We start from the raw sequence: 12,966 nt of genomic DNA on the forward strand, positions 1-12,966 counted from the left end.
CGAGGCCGACGGCGCGGCGCAGTTCCTCGCGGGTCTCGTCGCGGTCGTGCGAGCCGTCCCGCCGCGAACATGCCGCCGCCCGGAGGCCGGCCGCCCGAGAAGCCGGGCGGCCGGCGGGTGCGGTTCAGGCGGGCGGGCCGAACCAGCGGGCGAGGTGCGCGTCGAGGCCGCGCTGGTCGTCGCCGGTCCAGGCGACGTGACCGTCCGGGCGCAGCAGCAGGGCGGGGACGTCGAGGGCCGCGGCGGGATCGGCGAGGAGGTCGACCCGGTCGGACCAGGCGCCGGTGCCGAGGCGTCCGGTGCGGTCGAGGAGGAAGCCGCGGCCCCGGTGGAGGCGGTCGTAGAGGCGGCCGCCGCCCGCGCCGAGGTCGGGGAGGCGGCGCCCGAGCAGGTCCGGACCGTCGCCGAGGTCGTACCTGATGTCGATCGCGGTGATCCGCTCGATGAGGCGGCGGTTCACCTCCTCGATGTCCATGAGCTCGGTGAGCAGGCGCCGCACAGCCTGCGGGCCGGGCTCGGGCGCCGCCAGCGCGGTCTGGGCGCGCGTGTTGTCGAGGACCCGTGCGGCGACCGGGCGGCGCTCGGTCTCGTACGTGTCGAGGAGCGCGTCGGGCGCGTGCCCGCGGACCTGCGCGGCGAGTTTCCAGCCCAGGTTGACCGCGTCCTGGACGCCGAGGTTGAGGCCCTGGCCCCCGGCCGGCGGGTGGATGTGGGCGGCGTCCCCGGCGAGCAGGACCCGGCCGACCCGGTAGTCCTCGGCGAGGCGGGTGGCGTCGCCGAAGCGGGAGAGCCAGCGCGGGGAGTGCGCGCCGAAGTCGGTGCCGGCGACGACGCGCAGGCGCCGCTTGAAGTCGTCCAGTGTGGGTGGTTTCGCGCGTTCGGCGGTCCCGGCGGCGGGGACGACGACGCGGTAGGTCCCGGTGCCGACGGGCCCGAACGCGAAGGACCGGTGCGTGCGCTGGACCTCGGCGGCCCGGGCGGCGATCTCCTCGGGCGGCAGGTCGGACCGCAGCTCCCCCATGAGGGTGTCGTGCCGCGAGGGCTCGCCGGGGAAGGCGACGCCGAGCCGCTTGCGGACGGTGCTGCGGGCGCCGTCGCATCCGGCGAGGTAGCGGGCGCGGAGCCGTTCGCCGTCCGCGAGGTCGACGGTGACGCCGTCCTCGTCCTGGGCGAGGTCGGCGACGGCGGCGCCGCGGCGGATCTCGGCGCCGAGCCGGGCCGCGTGGGCTTCGAGGTGGGCGACGATCACGGGCTGCGGGAGGCCGAGGAGGTAGGCGTGGGAGGAGTCGACCTCGGGCGCGGGGGCCGGGATGCCCGCGAAGAACCCGGCGGCCGGGCGGCGCCGCCCTTGCGCGAGGAGGGGGTCGAGGAGGCCGCGCATGGCGAGGATCTCCAGGCTGCGGATGTGGAGGCCGACGATGCGGGCGAGCGACACGGGTTCGGTCTCGCGTTCGACGACGAGTACGCGGACGTCGTGGAGGCGCAGTTCGGCGGCGAGCATCGCGCCGGCCGGGCCGCAGCCGGCGATGATGACGTCGTGGGTGTCCATCGGTGGTGCCTTTCGGGAGTGCCTGTTCCGGCGCTCCCGGCGACGCCTAGACCGTCCGCCCGGCCGTGACGCGGAGGGGAGCACCCATCGGTTCGCGGTTCATGGGTCTCACCTCCTCGGACGTGTCACGGTCCCGTGCACGGTACAAGGGCGGGCCGCGGTCCGTCCACCCGGTTTCCGGGGCGAGGACGGATCTGTGACCGGGTCTGGTGCAGTGGGGCGGTCATCGCGCGGCCCCGCCGCGTCCGCACTTCGCCCCGGAGACGCCATGCAGCCCTTGTCCCCCGCCGATCCCGACCGCATCGGCCCGTTCCGGGTCCTCGCCGAACTGGGGCGGGGCGCGATGGGGCGGGTGCTGCTCGGGGCGGGCGCCGACGGGCGCCTGGTCGCGGTCAAGACGATCCGGGAGTGGCTGCTCGGGGACGAGGAGTTCCGGGCCCGGTTCCGCGAGGAGGTGCGCAAGTCGCGGCAGGTGTCGGGGGCGTACACGGCGGCGGTGGTCGACGCCGGGCCCGACGCGCCGGTGCCGTGGCTCGCCTCGGAGTTCCTGCGCGGCCCGACCCTGGAGGTCGCGGTCAGGGACGCCGGGCCGCTGCCGGAGGCGGCGGTCGTCCGGCTCGCGGCGGGGTTGGCCGCGGCGCTCGCGTCGGTCCACGCGGCCGGGGTGATCCACCGGGACCTGAAGCCGGGCAACGTGATCCTGGAGGCGAGCGGGCCGCGCGTGATCGACTTCGGGATCGCCCGCGCGGCCGAGGGCTCCGACCTGACCCGTACGGGCGCGCTCATCGGCACGCCGGGGTTCATGTCGCCCGAGCAGACCCGCTCGCTGCCGCTGACGGCCGCCTCGGACGTGTTCTCTCTGGGGTCGGTGCTGGTGCTGGCCGCCACGGGGGCCGGGCCGTTCGCGGGCGCCTCGACGCTGGACACGATGAACAACGTGGTGCGTGCGGAGCCGGACCTGTCGGGGGTGCCCAAGCGCGTGCGGGCGATCGCGGAGCGGTGCCTGGCCCTCGAACCGGCGGACCGGCCGACGCCGGCGGCCCTGTCGGCGCTCATCAGGCCGGTCCCGCCGACCTCCCGGCCGTGGCCGGACGCGGTGGCGGCCCTGGCCGCCGCGCAGGAGCGCGAGATCGCGCACCACCTGGGCGACCTGGGCGAGGACCCCACGCGGATCGACTTCGGTCCGACGATGGTCACGGACCCGAACCGGCCCACGTGGGTCCGGGAGGCGAAGGCCGGAACGGCGGAGCCGCCGCACTCCAGCCCGCCGCCCTCCTCTCCACCGCATGTCAGCGCACCGTATTCCGCTCCGCCGCTTGCGACTCCGCGCCATTCCACCGCGCCCCATGTCACCGTGCCCCATGTCACCGCGCCGCCTTTCACTGCGCCCCATGTCACCGCGCCGCCTCCGACCCCGCCGCCAGTCCCGCCCGCGGCGGCCGGGGCGACCCCGGCCCGCCTGGGTGCCGGGGCCGCCGCGCTGCTGGTCTGCGCGGCGGTCGCGGGCATCGCCTGGTACGTGAACCGCGAGGACGACGCCGACGGCCTCCTCGACCAGCGGGACCGGTACGTGGAGCAGTGCCGCGACGACGGGTACGGCGAGGACGAGTGCGAGGAGTCCTGGCCGAACGACCCGTCCTCCACCTGGACCGGGACGCTCTACTCCGAGGACGACGACGGTTTCGAGCCCGAATGGACGGAGGAGACCACCGACGACGACCAGCCGACCTCGTACGACGTCTACGTGGAGGACTGCCAGGACGACGGCCACACGCGATCCGAGTGCGAGACCTCCTGGATCAACGACTCCTCCTACACCTGGACCGGCGAGCTGTTCGACTCCGAACCGTCCGAGAAGGAGGTCTACATCGAGGAGTGCACCGCGGACGGCTACTCCACCGAGGACTGCGAGTCGTCCTGGTACTCGGACCCCTCCTACACGTGGACGGGAGAAATCTTCTAGCCTCCGAGGGACCCCTTCTCGACCGTTACGTCCGGAAAGGACCCCCATGCCGCAGTACCGCGTCAATGCCACCACTTCCGCCCCGTTGTTCACCGTCTGGGCCCTGCTCGCCGACGGCCGCTCGTGGCCCCGCTGGGCCTCGGGGCTCGATGAACTCGTCGAGCACCGGTCGAGCGGCCTCGGCCCGGACGGCCGCGACGGCGTCGGCGCCGTCCGGGCCTTCCGCTCGGGCCGCGCCGTCACCGGCGAGCGGCTCACCGAGCTGGTCCCGCAGCAGCGCATGGCCTACGAGGACGCCTTCAACCTCGCCATGAAGGACTACCGCGCCGTCGTCGAACTCGAGTCCACCCCCGAGGGCGGCACCCGCATCGACTGGCACGGCACCTGGAACGCCAAGCCCGGGATCGGCTGGCTCACGCCGCTGTTCCTGCCCCGCATCATGCAGCGCATGGCGGACGACCTCGCCGCCCACGCCGCGCGGGCGGGCGGCGCGTGAAGTCCGGGCGAAGCCCCGCGCGGACCGGCGCGCGACTCGGATACTGGTAGGCGCCATGGGAGCACGGAGAAAGGACGCCGACGTGGAGATCGCCATCACCGGGGCCACCGGACAACTGGGGTCGCGCGTGGCCCGGATGCTCGCCGAGCGCGGCGTGCCGCAGCGGCTGGTCGTGCGCGACCCCTCGCGCGCGCCGCAGCTGCCGGGGGCGGAGGTCGCGGTCGCGTCCTTCGAGGACGAGGCGGCGCTGCGCGAGGCGCTGTCGGGGGTGCGGACCCTGTTCATGGTGTCCGCGCACGAGAGCGAGGACCGGATGCCCGAGCACCGCGGGGCCGTGCGCGCCGCGGTCGCGGCCGGGGTCGAGCGGGTCGTGTACACCTCGTTCATGGGCGCGTCCCCGCTGGCGACGTTCACGTTCGCGCGCGAGCACTCGCTCACCGAGCAGCTCATCGCCGCGTCGGGGCTGCGGCTCACCGCGCTGCGCAACTCGCTGTACGCGGACATGCTGCCGCTGTTCGTGCAGGACGGCGTCATCCGCGGCCCGGCCGGGGACGGGCGGGTCGCCTGGGTGGCGCGCCGCGACGTGGCCCGCCTCGCCGTGGAGGCCCTGCTCGACGCCCGGCACGCCGACCGGATCTGGGACGTGTCCGGGCCCGAACCGCTCGACCTGCACGAGTCGGCCCGGATCCTCGCCCGCGTCACCGGCCGCGAGGTCCGCTACGAGCCCGAGACCGACGAGGAGGCCGCCGCCTCCCGCGCCGGGGCCGAGCCGTGGCAGATCGCCGGCTGGGCCGGGTCCTACAAGGCCGTCGCCACCGGCGAGACCTCGGTGACCAGCCACACCATCGAGCACGTGACCGGCACGGCCCCTTGGGGTCTGGAGGAGTTCCTGCGCGGCGAGCCGGAGTCCTGGCGCCACCTCGCGCCCTGAACCGCGCCCGCGACGGGCCCGGCCGGGTGTTCCGGCCGGGCCCGGTCCGCTTCAGCAGCAGCGCGCACCGGGGTGCGCGTCGCCGCGGTCGGTGCGCCGCCGCTCGAACTCGCGCCTCGGCAGGGCCGGGACGCCGGGATGGGCGAGCCGGTGCCGTTCGAGATAGCGGTCGTAGGCGGTCTCGCCGGTGAGCTCCCGCAGGTACCACCGGACGAGACCGAGGAGGCGGCGCACGGTCACCGCCCGTCGCCCGGCGCGTCGGCCCCGTCCGAGGGCGTGCCGGAGGCGGGCCCGGCCGCGGCGCCTACGAGGAGCTTCGACTCCACATAGGGCGCCTCGGTCGAGGGCAGCGGTTCGGGCGACCGCACCGCGCGCCAGCAGATCACGGCCGCGTTCAGGATGATGATGACGACCAGCAGCGCGAAGAACGCTGCGAGCACGCCGTCCACGGTGGAGTTCACGACCACGGTCCGCATCTGGTCAAGGTCCTTGGCCGGGGCCAGCACCTCCCCCGCGTCCAGGGCGTCGGCGTACCGCTCGCGCTGGGCGAAGAACCCGATCCGCGGGTCCTCGGAGAACACCTTCTGCCAGCTCGCGGTGAGCGTCACGAGCGCCGTCCAGGCGAGCGGCACCGCCGTCACCCACGCCCATTTCAGCCGCCCGCTCTTGACGAGCACGGTGGTGGCGACGGTGAGCGCGATGGCCGCCAGGAGCTGGTTCGCGATGCCGAACAGGGGGAAGAGCTGGTTGATGCCGCCGAGCGGGTCGTTCACGCCCGCGTAGAGGAAGTAGCCCCACGCGCCCACCACGACCGCGCTGGTGGCCCAGATGCCGGGCTTCCAGCCGACGCGGCCGAGCGGCTTCCAGACGTTCCCGAGCGTGTCCTGGAGCATGAAGCGGCCCACGCGGGTGCCGGCGTCCACGGTGGTGAGGATGAACAGCGCCTCGAACATGATCGCGAAGTGGTACCAGAACGCCTTGAGCCCCTCGCCGCCGAAGACCGAGGACAGGATCTCCGACATGCCGACCGCGAGCGTCGGTGCGCCGCCGGTGCGGGCGACCAGGCTCTCCTCGCCGACCGCGTCGGCCGCGGCCTGGAGGTCCTGCGGGGAGATGGTGAACCCGAGGTTCGCCACCGCCGTCGAGGCGGACTCCACCGTGGTGCCGAGGACGCCCGCGGGGGCGTTCATCGCGTAGTACAGGCCCGGGTCGAGGATGCACGCGGCGATGAGGGCCATGATGGCGACGAACGACTCCATGAGCATGGCGCCGTAGCCGATCATCCGGACCTGCGACTCCTTCTGGATCATCTTCGGCGTGGTGCCGGAGGCGATGAGCGCGTGGAAGCCCGAGAGCGCGCCGCACGCGATCGTGATGAACACGAACGGAAACAGCGAGCCCGAGAAGACCGGGCCGAGCCCGTTCGTCGCGAAGTCGGTGACGGCCTCGGTCTGGAGGGTCGGGGCCACGATGAGCACCCCGACGGCGAGGAGCCCGATGGTGCCGATCTTCATGAACGTGGACAGGTAGTCGCGGGGCGCCAGGAGCATCCACACCGGCAGCACCGCGGCCACGAACCCGTAGACCACCAGGCAGAACACGAGGGCCTGCGGGCTGAGGGTGAACGCGTCGGCCCAGGACGACGCCTGGACCCAGCCGCCGGCGACGATCGCGAGGATGAGCAGCGCGACGCCGATGAGGCTCGTCTCCAGCACCCTGCCCGGCCGCAGCGTGCGGAGGTAGAAGCCCATGAGCAGCGCGATCGGGATGGTCATCGCGATCGAGAACGTGCCCCACGGGGAGGCGGCCAGCGCGTTGACGACGACGAGCGCGAGCACCGCGAGGAGGATGATCATGATCGAGAAGACGCCGATGAGGGCGGCGGCGCCGCCGATCGGGCCGATCTCGTCGCGGGCGAGCTGCCCGAGGCTCTTGCCGTTGCGGCGCATGGAGATGAAGAGGACGACCATGTCCTGGACGGCCCCGGCGAAGATGACGCCGAGGATGATCCACATGGTGCCGGGCAGGTAGCCCATCTGGGCGGCCAGGACGGGGCCGACCAGGGGGCCGGCGCCGGCGATGGCGGCGAAGTGGTGGCCGAGGAGGACCCGGCGGTCGGTGGGCTGGTAGTCCACGCCGTCGTCGAGGCGTTCGGCGGGCGTGGCGCGGGTGTCGTCGACGCGCAGGACCTTGCGGGCGATGAAGCGGGCGTAGAAGCGGTAGCCGATGGCGTAGGAGCCGAGGGCCGCGACGACGAGCCAGAACGCGGAGATCTCCTCGCCGCGGACCAGGGCGATCATGCCCCAGGCGACGGCTCCGGCGATCGAGACCGCCGTCCATATGAGGATCGATCTCCAGTTCGGCCTGGCTCGGGTGGGGCTTTCGGGGGTGGTCATGTCGTCCTCCGAGTCTCGGTCGCGGGGACCGGAAGGGTAGGGGGCAGCGGCCGCGACGGATCGCCGAATCCGTCATGGTCGTAGATGTCTCGATGTCTTATGTCAGTGTTCGCAGGTGGAGTCGCGCTGGTGGAAGTCGGGCTGGTGGAGTCGCGCCGGGTGCCGCCCGACGCCTGTCTTGGTTTACCAGTATTTCGTACGAATTTCCAGTCCCGCACGGTTTCGGGCTTCCGGCGGGGCTTTCAGGGGGTACGTGCGGGGCGGGGGCGCGCGGCGGCGCCCGGGGGCCGGCGGGTGTGCGCCGGTCCCCGGGCGCCGCCGGCCGGTCAGCGGTACCAGCCGTAGAAGCAGTTGGTGGGCCCGTTGTCGTAGTAGGCGTAGACGGTGCGCCAGGTGTTGTACGGCGAGTTGCCGGCGTTGATGTTGTTCATGCCGGGCCGGGCGCAGAAGTGGTCGTCGTCGCCGAAGACGTGCTCGACGGTGAGCATGACGTTGGTGGTGCCGCAGTGGTTGTAGTCCTGGGTGCCGTCGCCCTGCCAGCCGCAGGGCGCGGCCTGGGCCGGGGCGGCGAGCGCCAGGGTCCCGGCGGCGGCGAGCGCGCCGGCCGCGAGCAGCCGGGCGGCGGTCCTGATCGTCCTCATCGGATATCGCTCCTCAGTGGTCGTAGATGAACAGTGGTCGGTGTTGCACAGTGGTCGGTGATGATCAGTGGTCGGTGATGAACGCAGGCAGGTTAACATCGGTCATTTCAGACATATCGCCGAACGGCGGGACACTGCGATTGGCCGGGGCGCCCTATGGTGAAGGTCCGCCCACTCGAAGGAGCCCGCCCATGGGTCCGTTCATCGCCGCCGTCGTCGTCCTCATGCTGATCGTCGGCCTCGTCTTCCTCCTCGGCCGCGGCGGCGGCGCGAAGCGCCGCACCGGCTCGGCCGCGTACTCCGGCGATTCCGCCTCCTACTACGGCGGTTCGTCCGACAGCGGCGGCTGGGGAAGCGGCAGCGACTGCGACCCGAGCGATTCGGGCGGCGGCGGGGGCGATTCCGGTGGTGGCGGGGGCTGTGACTAGCCCTCGCGGCCTTCACCGCGAGTGACCGCGACGGCGCGCAACGCGCTGGCACGATCCGGGGATGCCCGAATTGCGCGCGGGTCTTAGTGTTCTCTTCGACAGCACCGAACACTTCTCTACGACTCGAGGTTGGAGCACGATGAGCGAATACGACGCCCCCGCGGCCGACGACACCTTCGCCGCCGACGACTACGAGGCCGACGCGACCGACACCTACGGCGCGGACGACTCGGCCAGCTACACCGAGGACACCTACACCGACGACGACGTGTACTCGGCGGTCGCCGACACCGACGTCGACGGCGACGGCGTCAACGAGTCGGTGTCCTACGACTACGACGGCGACGGCTTCTCCGAGACCGTCGAGTCGGACCTGAACGCCGACGGCTGGATCGACCAGGTCGTCACCGACGCCGACGGCGACGGGATCGCCGAGGAGGCCATCCTCGACACCGACGGGGACACCTACCTCGACACGATCCTCACCGACGCCAACGAGGACGGCATCGCCGACACCGTCGAGGCGGACACCGACGGCGACGGCTTCATCGACGAGGTGTCCGTGGACACCAACTTCGACGGCGTCATCGACGACACGCAGACGTACTAGCCGCGGCGACGCGGTGCGCCGACCCTCCGGCCCGCCGCGTCGTCCACCCGCCCCAGGGCGACGCAGGAGAGGCCCGCACCGACCGGTGCGGGCCTCCTGTCGTTCCCGGCGGCACCCCGTTCATTTGACAGCATGTTGTCAACATGGTAGTGTACTGTCATACCCGAACGAAGGAGCAGGACATGGTCCAGCGAGTGCACACGGCGGTCTACGACACCCTCGCCGACTGGGAGGTCGGGCACGCGACCGCGCACATCAACAACGGCGAGTGGCAGATCGAACCCGGAAGGTACGAAGTGGTCACCGTCGGGGCGAGCCTCGCGCCCGTGACCACCATGGGCGGCATGCGGATCACGCCCGACATCGCGCTCGGCGACCTCTCCCCCGCCGACAGCGCGATGCTCATCCTCCCCGGCGCCGGCACCTGGCTCACCGGCGACAACGCGCCGTTCGCCAAGGCGGCCAGGGCGTTCCTCGACGCGGGCGTGCCCGTCGCGGCCATCTGCGGGGCCACCGGCGGCCTCGCCGCCGAAGGGCTCCTCGACGACCGCCGCCACACCAGCAACGCCCGCGAGTTCACCGAGGCGTTCGGCTCCAAGGGCGGCGACCTCTACACCGACGCCCCGGCCGTCACCGACCGCGGGCTCATCACCGCCTCCGGGACGGCCCCGGTCGCGTTCGCCCGCGAGGTGTTCGCCGCGCTCGGGCTGTACACGCCCGAAGTCCTCGAATCCTGGTTCAAGCTCTACGGACTCGGCGACCCCGCCGGGTACTTCGAGCTCGCCGGCGCCGGCGCGTGAGCGGCCGGCAGGAGCTGCTGTCGGGCATGGCGCTCACCGTCTTCAAGCTCAACGGCCGCTTCCTCGACGTCGCCGACGCGCTCGCGACCCCGGTGGGGCTGACGGCCGCGCACTGGCAGGTCCTCGGCGCGGTCCTGGAGGCGCCGCTCTCGGTGGCCGGCATCGCCCGCGAGATGGGCATCACCCGCCAGAGCGTGCAGCGCATCGCGGACCTGCTGGCCGCCAAGGGGATGGCGGAGTACCGGCCCAACCCCGCGCACCGCCGCGCGAAGCTGGTGGCACCCACGCCCCAGGGCCTCGACGCGGTGCGCCGCATCGACCCCGCGCACGCCGCCTACGCCGACCGGCTCTGCGACGCGCTCGGCGACGACCGTGCGGGCGAGGTCCTGGCCGCACTGCGCGACCTCTCGGCCGCGCTCGACGCCATCGAGGCCGAGGACGCCCGGGACGGTTAGCAGGAGGCGGTCAGGGTGGTCTGGGCCTTGCGCACGGCCTGGCGGATCTCGGCGGCGAGGCCGTGGCGCCCGTCCTCGCCGAAGAGGTCCGTGCGCATGAAGGTGAGGCCCCGGACCCGCCCGAACCGGTCCACTGTGGCCCGGCACAGCCGGTCGGCCGAGTACGCCTCGATCCGGTAGGAGTCGCCGCCGCCGCGGCCCGAGCCGATCTCGGGGAACGAGTCGTGGCGGCCGATCTCCTTGGCGCGCGCCCACCGCTGCTTCTCGGCCGACACCCACGCCCGGATCACCGCGTTCGCGATCGCTTTGCCGCCGATGCGCTCCACGCCCCGGTGCAGCTCGATCCCCCGCAGCGTCCCGTCGAGCCGGATCGTCAGCGACGCGGCGTACATCGCGTCGGACCCGGTGAACTCCAGGCCCTCGTCGTGGTCGCCCCCGCCCCCCGAGGACACCAGCCGGCGCGACGCCGACGCCACGATCCGCTCCGCGCGCGAGCGGAACCCCGGGTGCAGCTTCGCGATCTCGCGGATCACGAGGTGCTGCGCGGTCAGGAACTGGCGCGGGTGCATCCCGCCCCCGCGCCCGCCCTCGCCGCGCAGGACCCGGCTCACGCCGCCCGCGTACTGCGGGTGGCGGGCCGCCACGGTGTCGATGAAGTCGAACACCTCGTCGTCGGAGGGCTCCTTGCCGAAGTGGTGCTTGAAGGCGAGGTCGTACACGCGGCTCACCGTGTCGCAGTAAGCGAGTCGCTCGTGCTCGTGGAGTTCGCGGTAGGCGGTGCGGGCGTCGCGGGCACCGGTCTGGATGTACGAGGCGAGCGCCTCCGGTCCAGGCGCGGGTCGGGGCATCGGGGTCCTTGTTCGTGAAAGCGGGCGGTGCGGCGGCCGCGGACGGGAGGAATGCGCCGAGTGTACGAAACCGCGCCCACGCCCGGACGCCGCCGTCATCAACCGATCGGCTATTCCGCGGTACGGAGGTCGGTGCGCCGGAAGCGGCCCGCGGGTCGATGCCGCCAGGCCCGCTCTCGATGAGGCTTGAGGCATGGCAATCATCGAAGTCACCGGCCTCCGCAAGTCCTACGGCGGACGCACCGTCCTCGACGGGATCTCCCTCGGTGTCGAGGCGGGCGAGGTGTTCGGCATCCTCGGCCCCAACGGCGCTGGCAAGACCACCACCGTCGAATGCGTCGAGGGCCTGCGCCGCCCCGACGCCGGCACCGTCAGCGTCCTCGGACTCGACCCCCACCGCGACACCCGCGCCGTCCGCGAGGCCATCGGCGTCCAGCTCCAGCAGACCCAGCTCCCCGACAACCTCAAGGTGTGGGAGGCCCTCGACCTCTACGCCTCCTTCTACTCCCGGCCCCGGGACTGGCGCGCCCTCATGGAGGAGTGGGGCCTCGCCGAACTGCGCAACGCCAGGTTCGGCAAGCTCTCCGGCGGCCAGAAGCAGCGCCTGTTCATCGCGCTCGCCCTCGTCGGGAACCCGCAGGTCGCGTTCCTCGACGAGCTCACCACCGGCCTCGACCCGCAGGCGCGGCGCTCCACCTGGGAGCTCGTCAAGCGCGTCCGCGACAGCGGCGTCACCACGGTCCTGGTGAGCCACTACATGGACGAGGTCGAGGAGCTGTGCGACCGGGTCGCCGTCATCGACCGCGGCACCGTGGTCGCCCTCGACACCCCCGCCGGGCTCGTCGACCGGAACGCCGGACCGCAGCGGATGCGGTTCACACTCCCCCGCGGCGCCGCCGACCCCGCCGCGATCGTCGCCGCCGTCCCCGGCGTCACCGGCGTCACCACCGAACCCGGACGCGACGGCGACCGCGTCACCGTGACCGGCACCGGCGACTTCGCCACCGCCGTCACCGGCGCCCTCGCCCGCAACCACGTCCTCGTCACCGACCTGCGCATCGACCAGCGCTCCCTCGAAGACGCCTTCATCGCCCTCACCGGCCGCCCCCTCGACCGCTAACCACCCCAAAGGAACCAGTGCCATGACCGCCTTCGCGAAACTCGCCGCCGTCGAGACCAAGCTCCTCGTGCGCGAACCCGGCTCCCTCGTCAGCGTCCTCATCCCCCTGTTCTTCCTCGTCGTCTTCGGCGCCTCCGCCGACGCGACGGACACGGTCCTGCTGCCCATGGGCATGGCCATCGCCGTCGCCCTCATCGGCCTCTACCTGCTGCCCACCACCCTCGCCTCCTACCGCGAGCGCGGCATCCTGCGCCGCATGTCGACCACGCCGGTGCGGCCCGGGAACCTCCTCACCGTGCAGATGATCCTCCAGCTGGTCCTCCTCGCGGCCGCGACCGCGCTCCAGCTCGCCGTCGCCGGCGGCGTGCTCGGCCTGTCGCTGCCGGCCGGGTTCGCCCCCGTCGCCCTCGTCTTCGCCCTCGGCACCGCCGCGATGTTCGCCATCGGCCTGCTCATCGCCGCCCTCGCCCCGACCGGCCGGGCCGCCAACGGGATCGGCGTCCTGCTCTACTTCCCCATGGCCTACCTCGCCGGACTGATCCAGCCCGCGCGCCAGATGCCTGCTAGCCTGGCGCGGATCGGCGAGTACACCCCGCTCGGCGCGTTCCGCACCGCTCTCGGCCAGGCGTGGACGGGCCAGGCCCCCGAGCCCCTGCCCCTCGTCCTGCTCGCCGCCTACACCGTGCTCATCAGCGCCGTCGCGGCGCGCGCCTTCCGCTGGGAGTAGCC

General features: G+C 72.9%; 14 protein-coding genes. 9 read left to right on the forward strand and 5 right to left on the reverse strand.

The window, feature by feature from the left end; genetic code table 11:
• Nucleotides 1-124: 124 nt before the first annotated feature.
• On the reverse strand, nucleotides 125-1,549 hold the full coding sequence (locus BLS99_RS01280; RefSeq protein WP_091042182.1) for an FAD-dependent monooxygenase: 1,425 nt from the start codon (nucleotides 1,547-1,549) through the stop codon (nucleotides 125-127).
• A gap of 268 nt (nucleotides 1,550-1,817) precedes the next feature.
• Here BLS99_RS01280 and BLS99_RS25505 point away from each other — a divergent pair, with 268 nt between their 5' ends.
• From BLS99_RS25505 to BLS99_RS01295, 3 genes are read left to right on the forward strand one after another with little or no spacing between them, the layout of a single operon-like run.
• Nucleotides 1,818-3,512: a serine/threonine-protein kinase gene (locus BLS99_RS25505; RefSeq protein ID WP_143034649.1), complete on the forward strand. Its 1,695-nt coding sequence runs from the start codon at nucleotides 1,818-1,820 to the stop codon at nucleotides 3,510-3,512.
• A 46-nt stretch (nucleotides 3,513-3,558) separates the two neighbouring features.
• Nucleotides 3,559-4,008, forward strand: a complete 450-nt coding sequence (locus tag BLS99_RS01290) for an SRPBCC family protein (RefSeq protein ID WP_091042185.1) — start codon at nucleotides 3,559-3,561, stop codon at nucleotides 4,006-4,008.
• A 55-nt stretch (nucleotides 4,009-4,063) separates the two neighbouring features.
• The gene (locus BLS99_RS01295; protein ID WP_091042189.1) at nucleotides 4,064-4,939 is read left to right on the forward strand and encodes an SDR family oxidoreductase; all 876 of its coding nucleotides are present in this window, start codon (nucleotides 4,064-4,066) and stop codon (nucleotides 4,937-4,939) included.
• A 51-nt stretch (nucleotides 4,940-4,990) separates the two neighbouring features.
• Here BLS99_RS01295 and BLS99_RS01300 read toward each other — a convergent pair whose 3' ends face one another.
• The 3 genes from BLS99_RS01300 to BLS99_RS01310 form a co-directional block, all read right to left on the reverse strand.
• Nucleotides 4,991-5,179, reverse strand: coding sequence for a YbdD/YjiX family protein (locus BLS99_RS01300; protein WP_091042192.1), 189 nt, complete (start codon nucleotides 5,177-5,179; stop codon nucleotides 4,991-4,993).
• Nucleotides 5,176-7,335: a carbon starvation CstA family protein gene (locus tag BLS99_RS01305; protein WP_091042196.1), complete on the reverse strand. Its 2,160-nt coding sequence runs from the start codon at nucleotides 7,333-7,335 to the stop codon at nucleotides 5,176-5,178. The genes BLS99_RS01300 and BLS99_RS01305 overlap by 4 nt, the downstream gene beginning before the upstream one ends.
• 326 nt (nucleotides 7,336-7,661) lie before the next feature.
• Entirely contained in the window at nucleotides 7,662-7,976 is a 315-nt protein-coding gene (locus tag BLS99_RS01310; RefSeq protein ID WP_091042199.1) for a DUF6355 family natural product biosynthesis protein, read from the reverse strand.
• A gap of 191 nt (nucleotides 7,977-8,167) precedes the next feature.
• Here BLS99_RS01310 and BLS99_RS01315 point away from each other — a divergent pair, with 191 nt between their 5' ends.
• The 4 genes from BLS99_RS01315 (at nucleotide 8,168) to BLS99_RS01330 (ending at nucleotide 10,269) form a co-directional block, all read left to right on the forward strand.
• Complete coding sequence (locus BLS99_RS01315) at nucleotides 8,168-8,404, forward strand: hypothetical protein (protein ID WP_091042201.1); 237 nt, start codon at nucleotides 8,168-8,170, stop codon at nucleotides 8,402-8,404.
• Between the two features lie 139 nt (nucleotides 8,405-8,543).
• Nucleotides 8,544-9,014 (forward strand): hypothetical protein, encoded by a 471-nt coding sequence (locus BLS99_RS01320; protein ID WP_091042205.1) that lies wholly within the window; start codon nucleotides 8,544-8,546, stop codon nucleotides 9,012-9,014.
• Between the two features lie 182 nt (nucleotides 9,015-9,196).
• Nucleotides 9,197-9,814 (forward strand): type 1 glutamine amidotransferase family protein, encoded by a 618-nt coding sequence (locus tag BLS99_RS01325; RefSeq protein WP_091042207.1) that lies wholly within the window; start codon nucleotides 9,197-9,199, stop codon nucleotides 9,812-9,814.
• Between the two features lie 26 nt (nucleotides 9,815-9,840).
• Nucleotides 9,841-10,269: a MarR family transcriptional regulator gene (locus tag BLS99_RS01330; RefSeq protein ID WP_091044686.1), complete on the forward strand. Its 429-nt coding sequence runs from the start codon at nucleotides 9,841-9,843 to the stop codon at nucleotides 10,267-10,269.
• Here BLS99_RS01330 and BLS99_RS01335 read toward each other — a convergent pair.
• Entirely contained in the window at nucleotides 10,266-11,117 is an 852-nt protein-coding gene (locus tag BLS99_RS01335; RefSeq protein WP_091042211.1) for a hypothetical protein, read from the reverse strand. The two genes, BLS99_RS01330 and BLS99_RS01335, sit on opposite strands and share 4 nt — an antisense overlap.
• 193 nt (nucleotides 11,118-11,310) lie before the next feature.
• Here BLS99_RS01335 and BLS99_RS01340 point away from each other — a divergent pair, with 193 nt between their 5' ends.
• Nucleotides 11,311-12,237, forward strand: a complete 927-nt coding sequence (locus tag BLS99_RS01340; protein ID WP_091042214.1) for an ABC transporter ATP-binding protein — start codon at nucleotides 11,311-11,313, stop codon at nucleotides 12,235-12,237.
• 22 nt (nucleotides 12,238-12,259) lie between these two features.
• Nucleotides 12,260-12,964, forward strand: coding sequence for an ABC transporter permease (locus BLS99_RS01345; RefSeq protein ID WP_091042218.1), 705 nt, complete (start codon nucleotides 12,260-12,262; stop codon nucleotides 12,962-12,964).
• Nucleotides 12,965-12,966 lie beyond the last annotated feature (2 nt).

Origin of the sequence: Glycomyces sambucus, assembly GCF_900102815.1 — a bacterium.
Taxonomy (GTDB): Bacteria; Actinomycetota; Actinomycetes; order Mycobacteriales; family Micromonosporaceae; genus Glycomyces; species Glycomyces sambucus.

Bases quoted from the DNA above. Each gene is read 5' to 3' on its own strand.
- BLS99_RS01280 (WP_091042182.1), bottom strand. From the start codon at position 1,549: ATGGACACCCACGACGTCATCATCGCCGGCTGCGGCCCGGCCGGCGCG.
- BLS99_RS01310 (WP_091042199.1), bottom strand. From the start codon at position 7,976: ATGAGGACGATCAGGACCGCCGCCCGGCTGCTCGCGGCCGGCGCGCTC.
- BLS99_RS25505 (WP_143034649.1), top strand. From the start codon at position 1,818: ATGCAGCCCTTGTCCCCCGCCGATCCCGACCGCATCGGCCCGTTCCGG.
- BLS99_RS01315 (WP_091042201.1), top strand. From the start codon at position 8,168: ATGGGTCCGTTCATCGCCGCCGTCGTCGTCCTCATGCTGATCGTCGGC.
- BLS99_RS01345 (WP_091042218.1), top strand. From the start codon at position 12,260: ATGACCGCCTTCGCGAAACTCGCCGCCGTCGAGACCAAGCTCCTCGTG.
- BLS99_RS01335 (WP_091042211.1), bottom strand. From the start codon at position 11,117: ATGCCCCGACCCGCGCCTGGACCGGAGGCGCTCGCCTCGTACATCCAG.
- BLS99_RS01340 (WP_091042214.1), top strand. From the start codon at position 11,311: ATGGCAATCATCGAAGTCACCGGCCTCCGCAAGTCCTACGGCGGACGC.
- BLS99_RS01330 (WP_091044686.1), top strand. From the start codon at position 9,841: ATGGCGCTCACCGTCTTCAAGCTCAACGGCCGCTTCCTCGACGTCGCC.
- BLS99_RS01295 (WP_091042189.1), top strand. From the start codon at position 4,064: ATGGGAGCACGGAGAAAGGACGCCGACGTGGAGATCGCCATCACCGGG.
- BLS99_RS01325 (WP_091042207.1), top strand. From the start codon at position 9,197: ATGGTCCAGCGAGTGCACACGGCGGTCTACGACACCCTCGCCGACTGG.
- BLS99_RS01320 (WP_091042205.1), top strand. From the start codon at position 8,544: ATGAGCGAATACGACGCCCCCGCGGCCGACGACACCTTCGCCGCCGAC.
- BLS99_RS01305 (WP_091042196.1), bottom strand. From the start codon at position 7,335: ATGACCACCCCCGAAAGCCCCACCCGAGCCAGGCCGAACTGGAGATCG.
- BLS99_RS01290 (WP_091042185.1), top strand. From the start codon at position 3,559: ATGCCGCAGTACCGCGTCAATGCCACCACTTCCGCCCCGTTGTTCACC.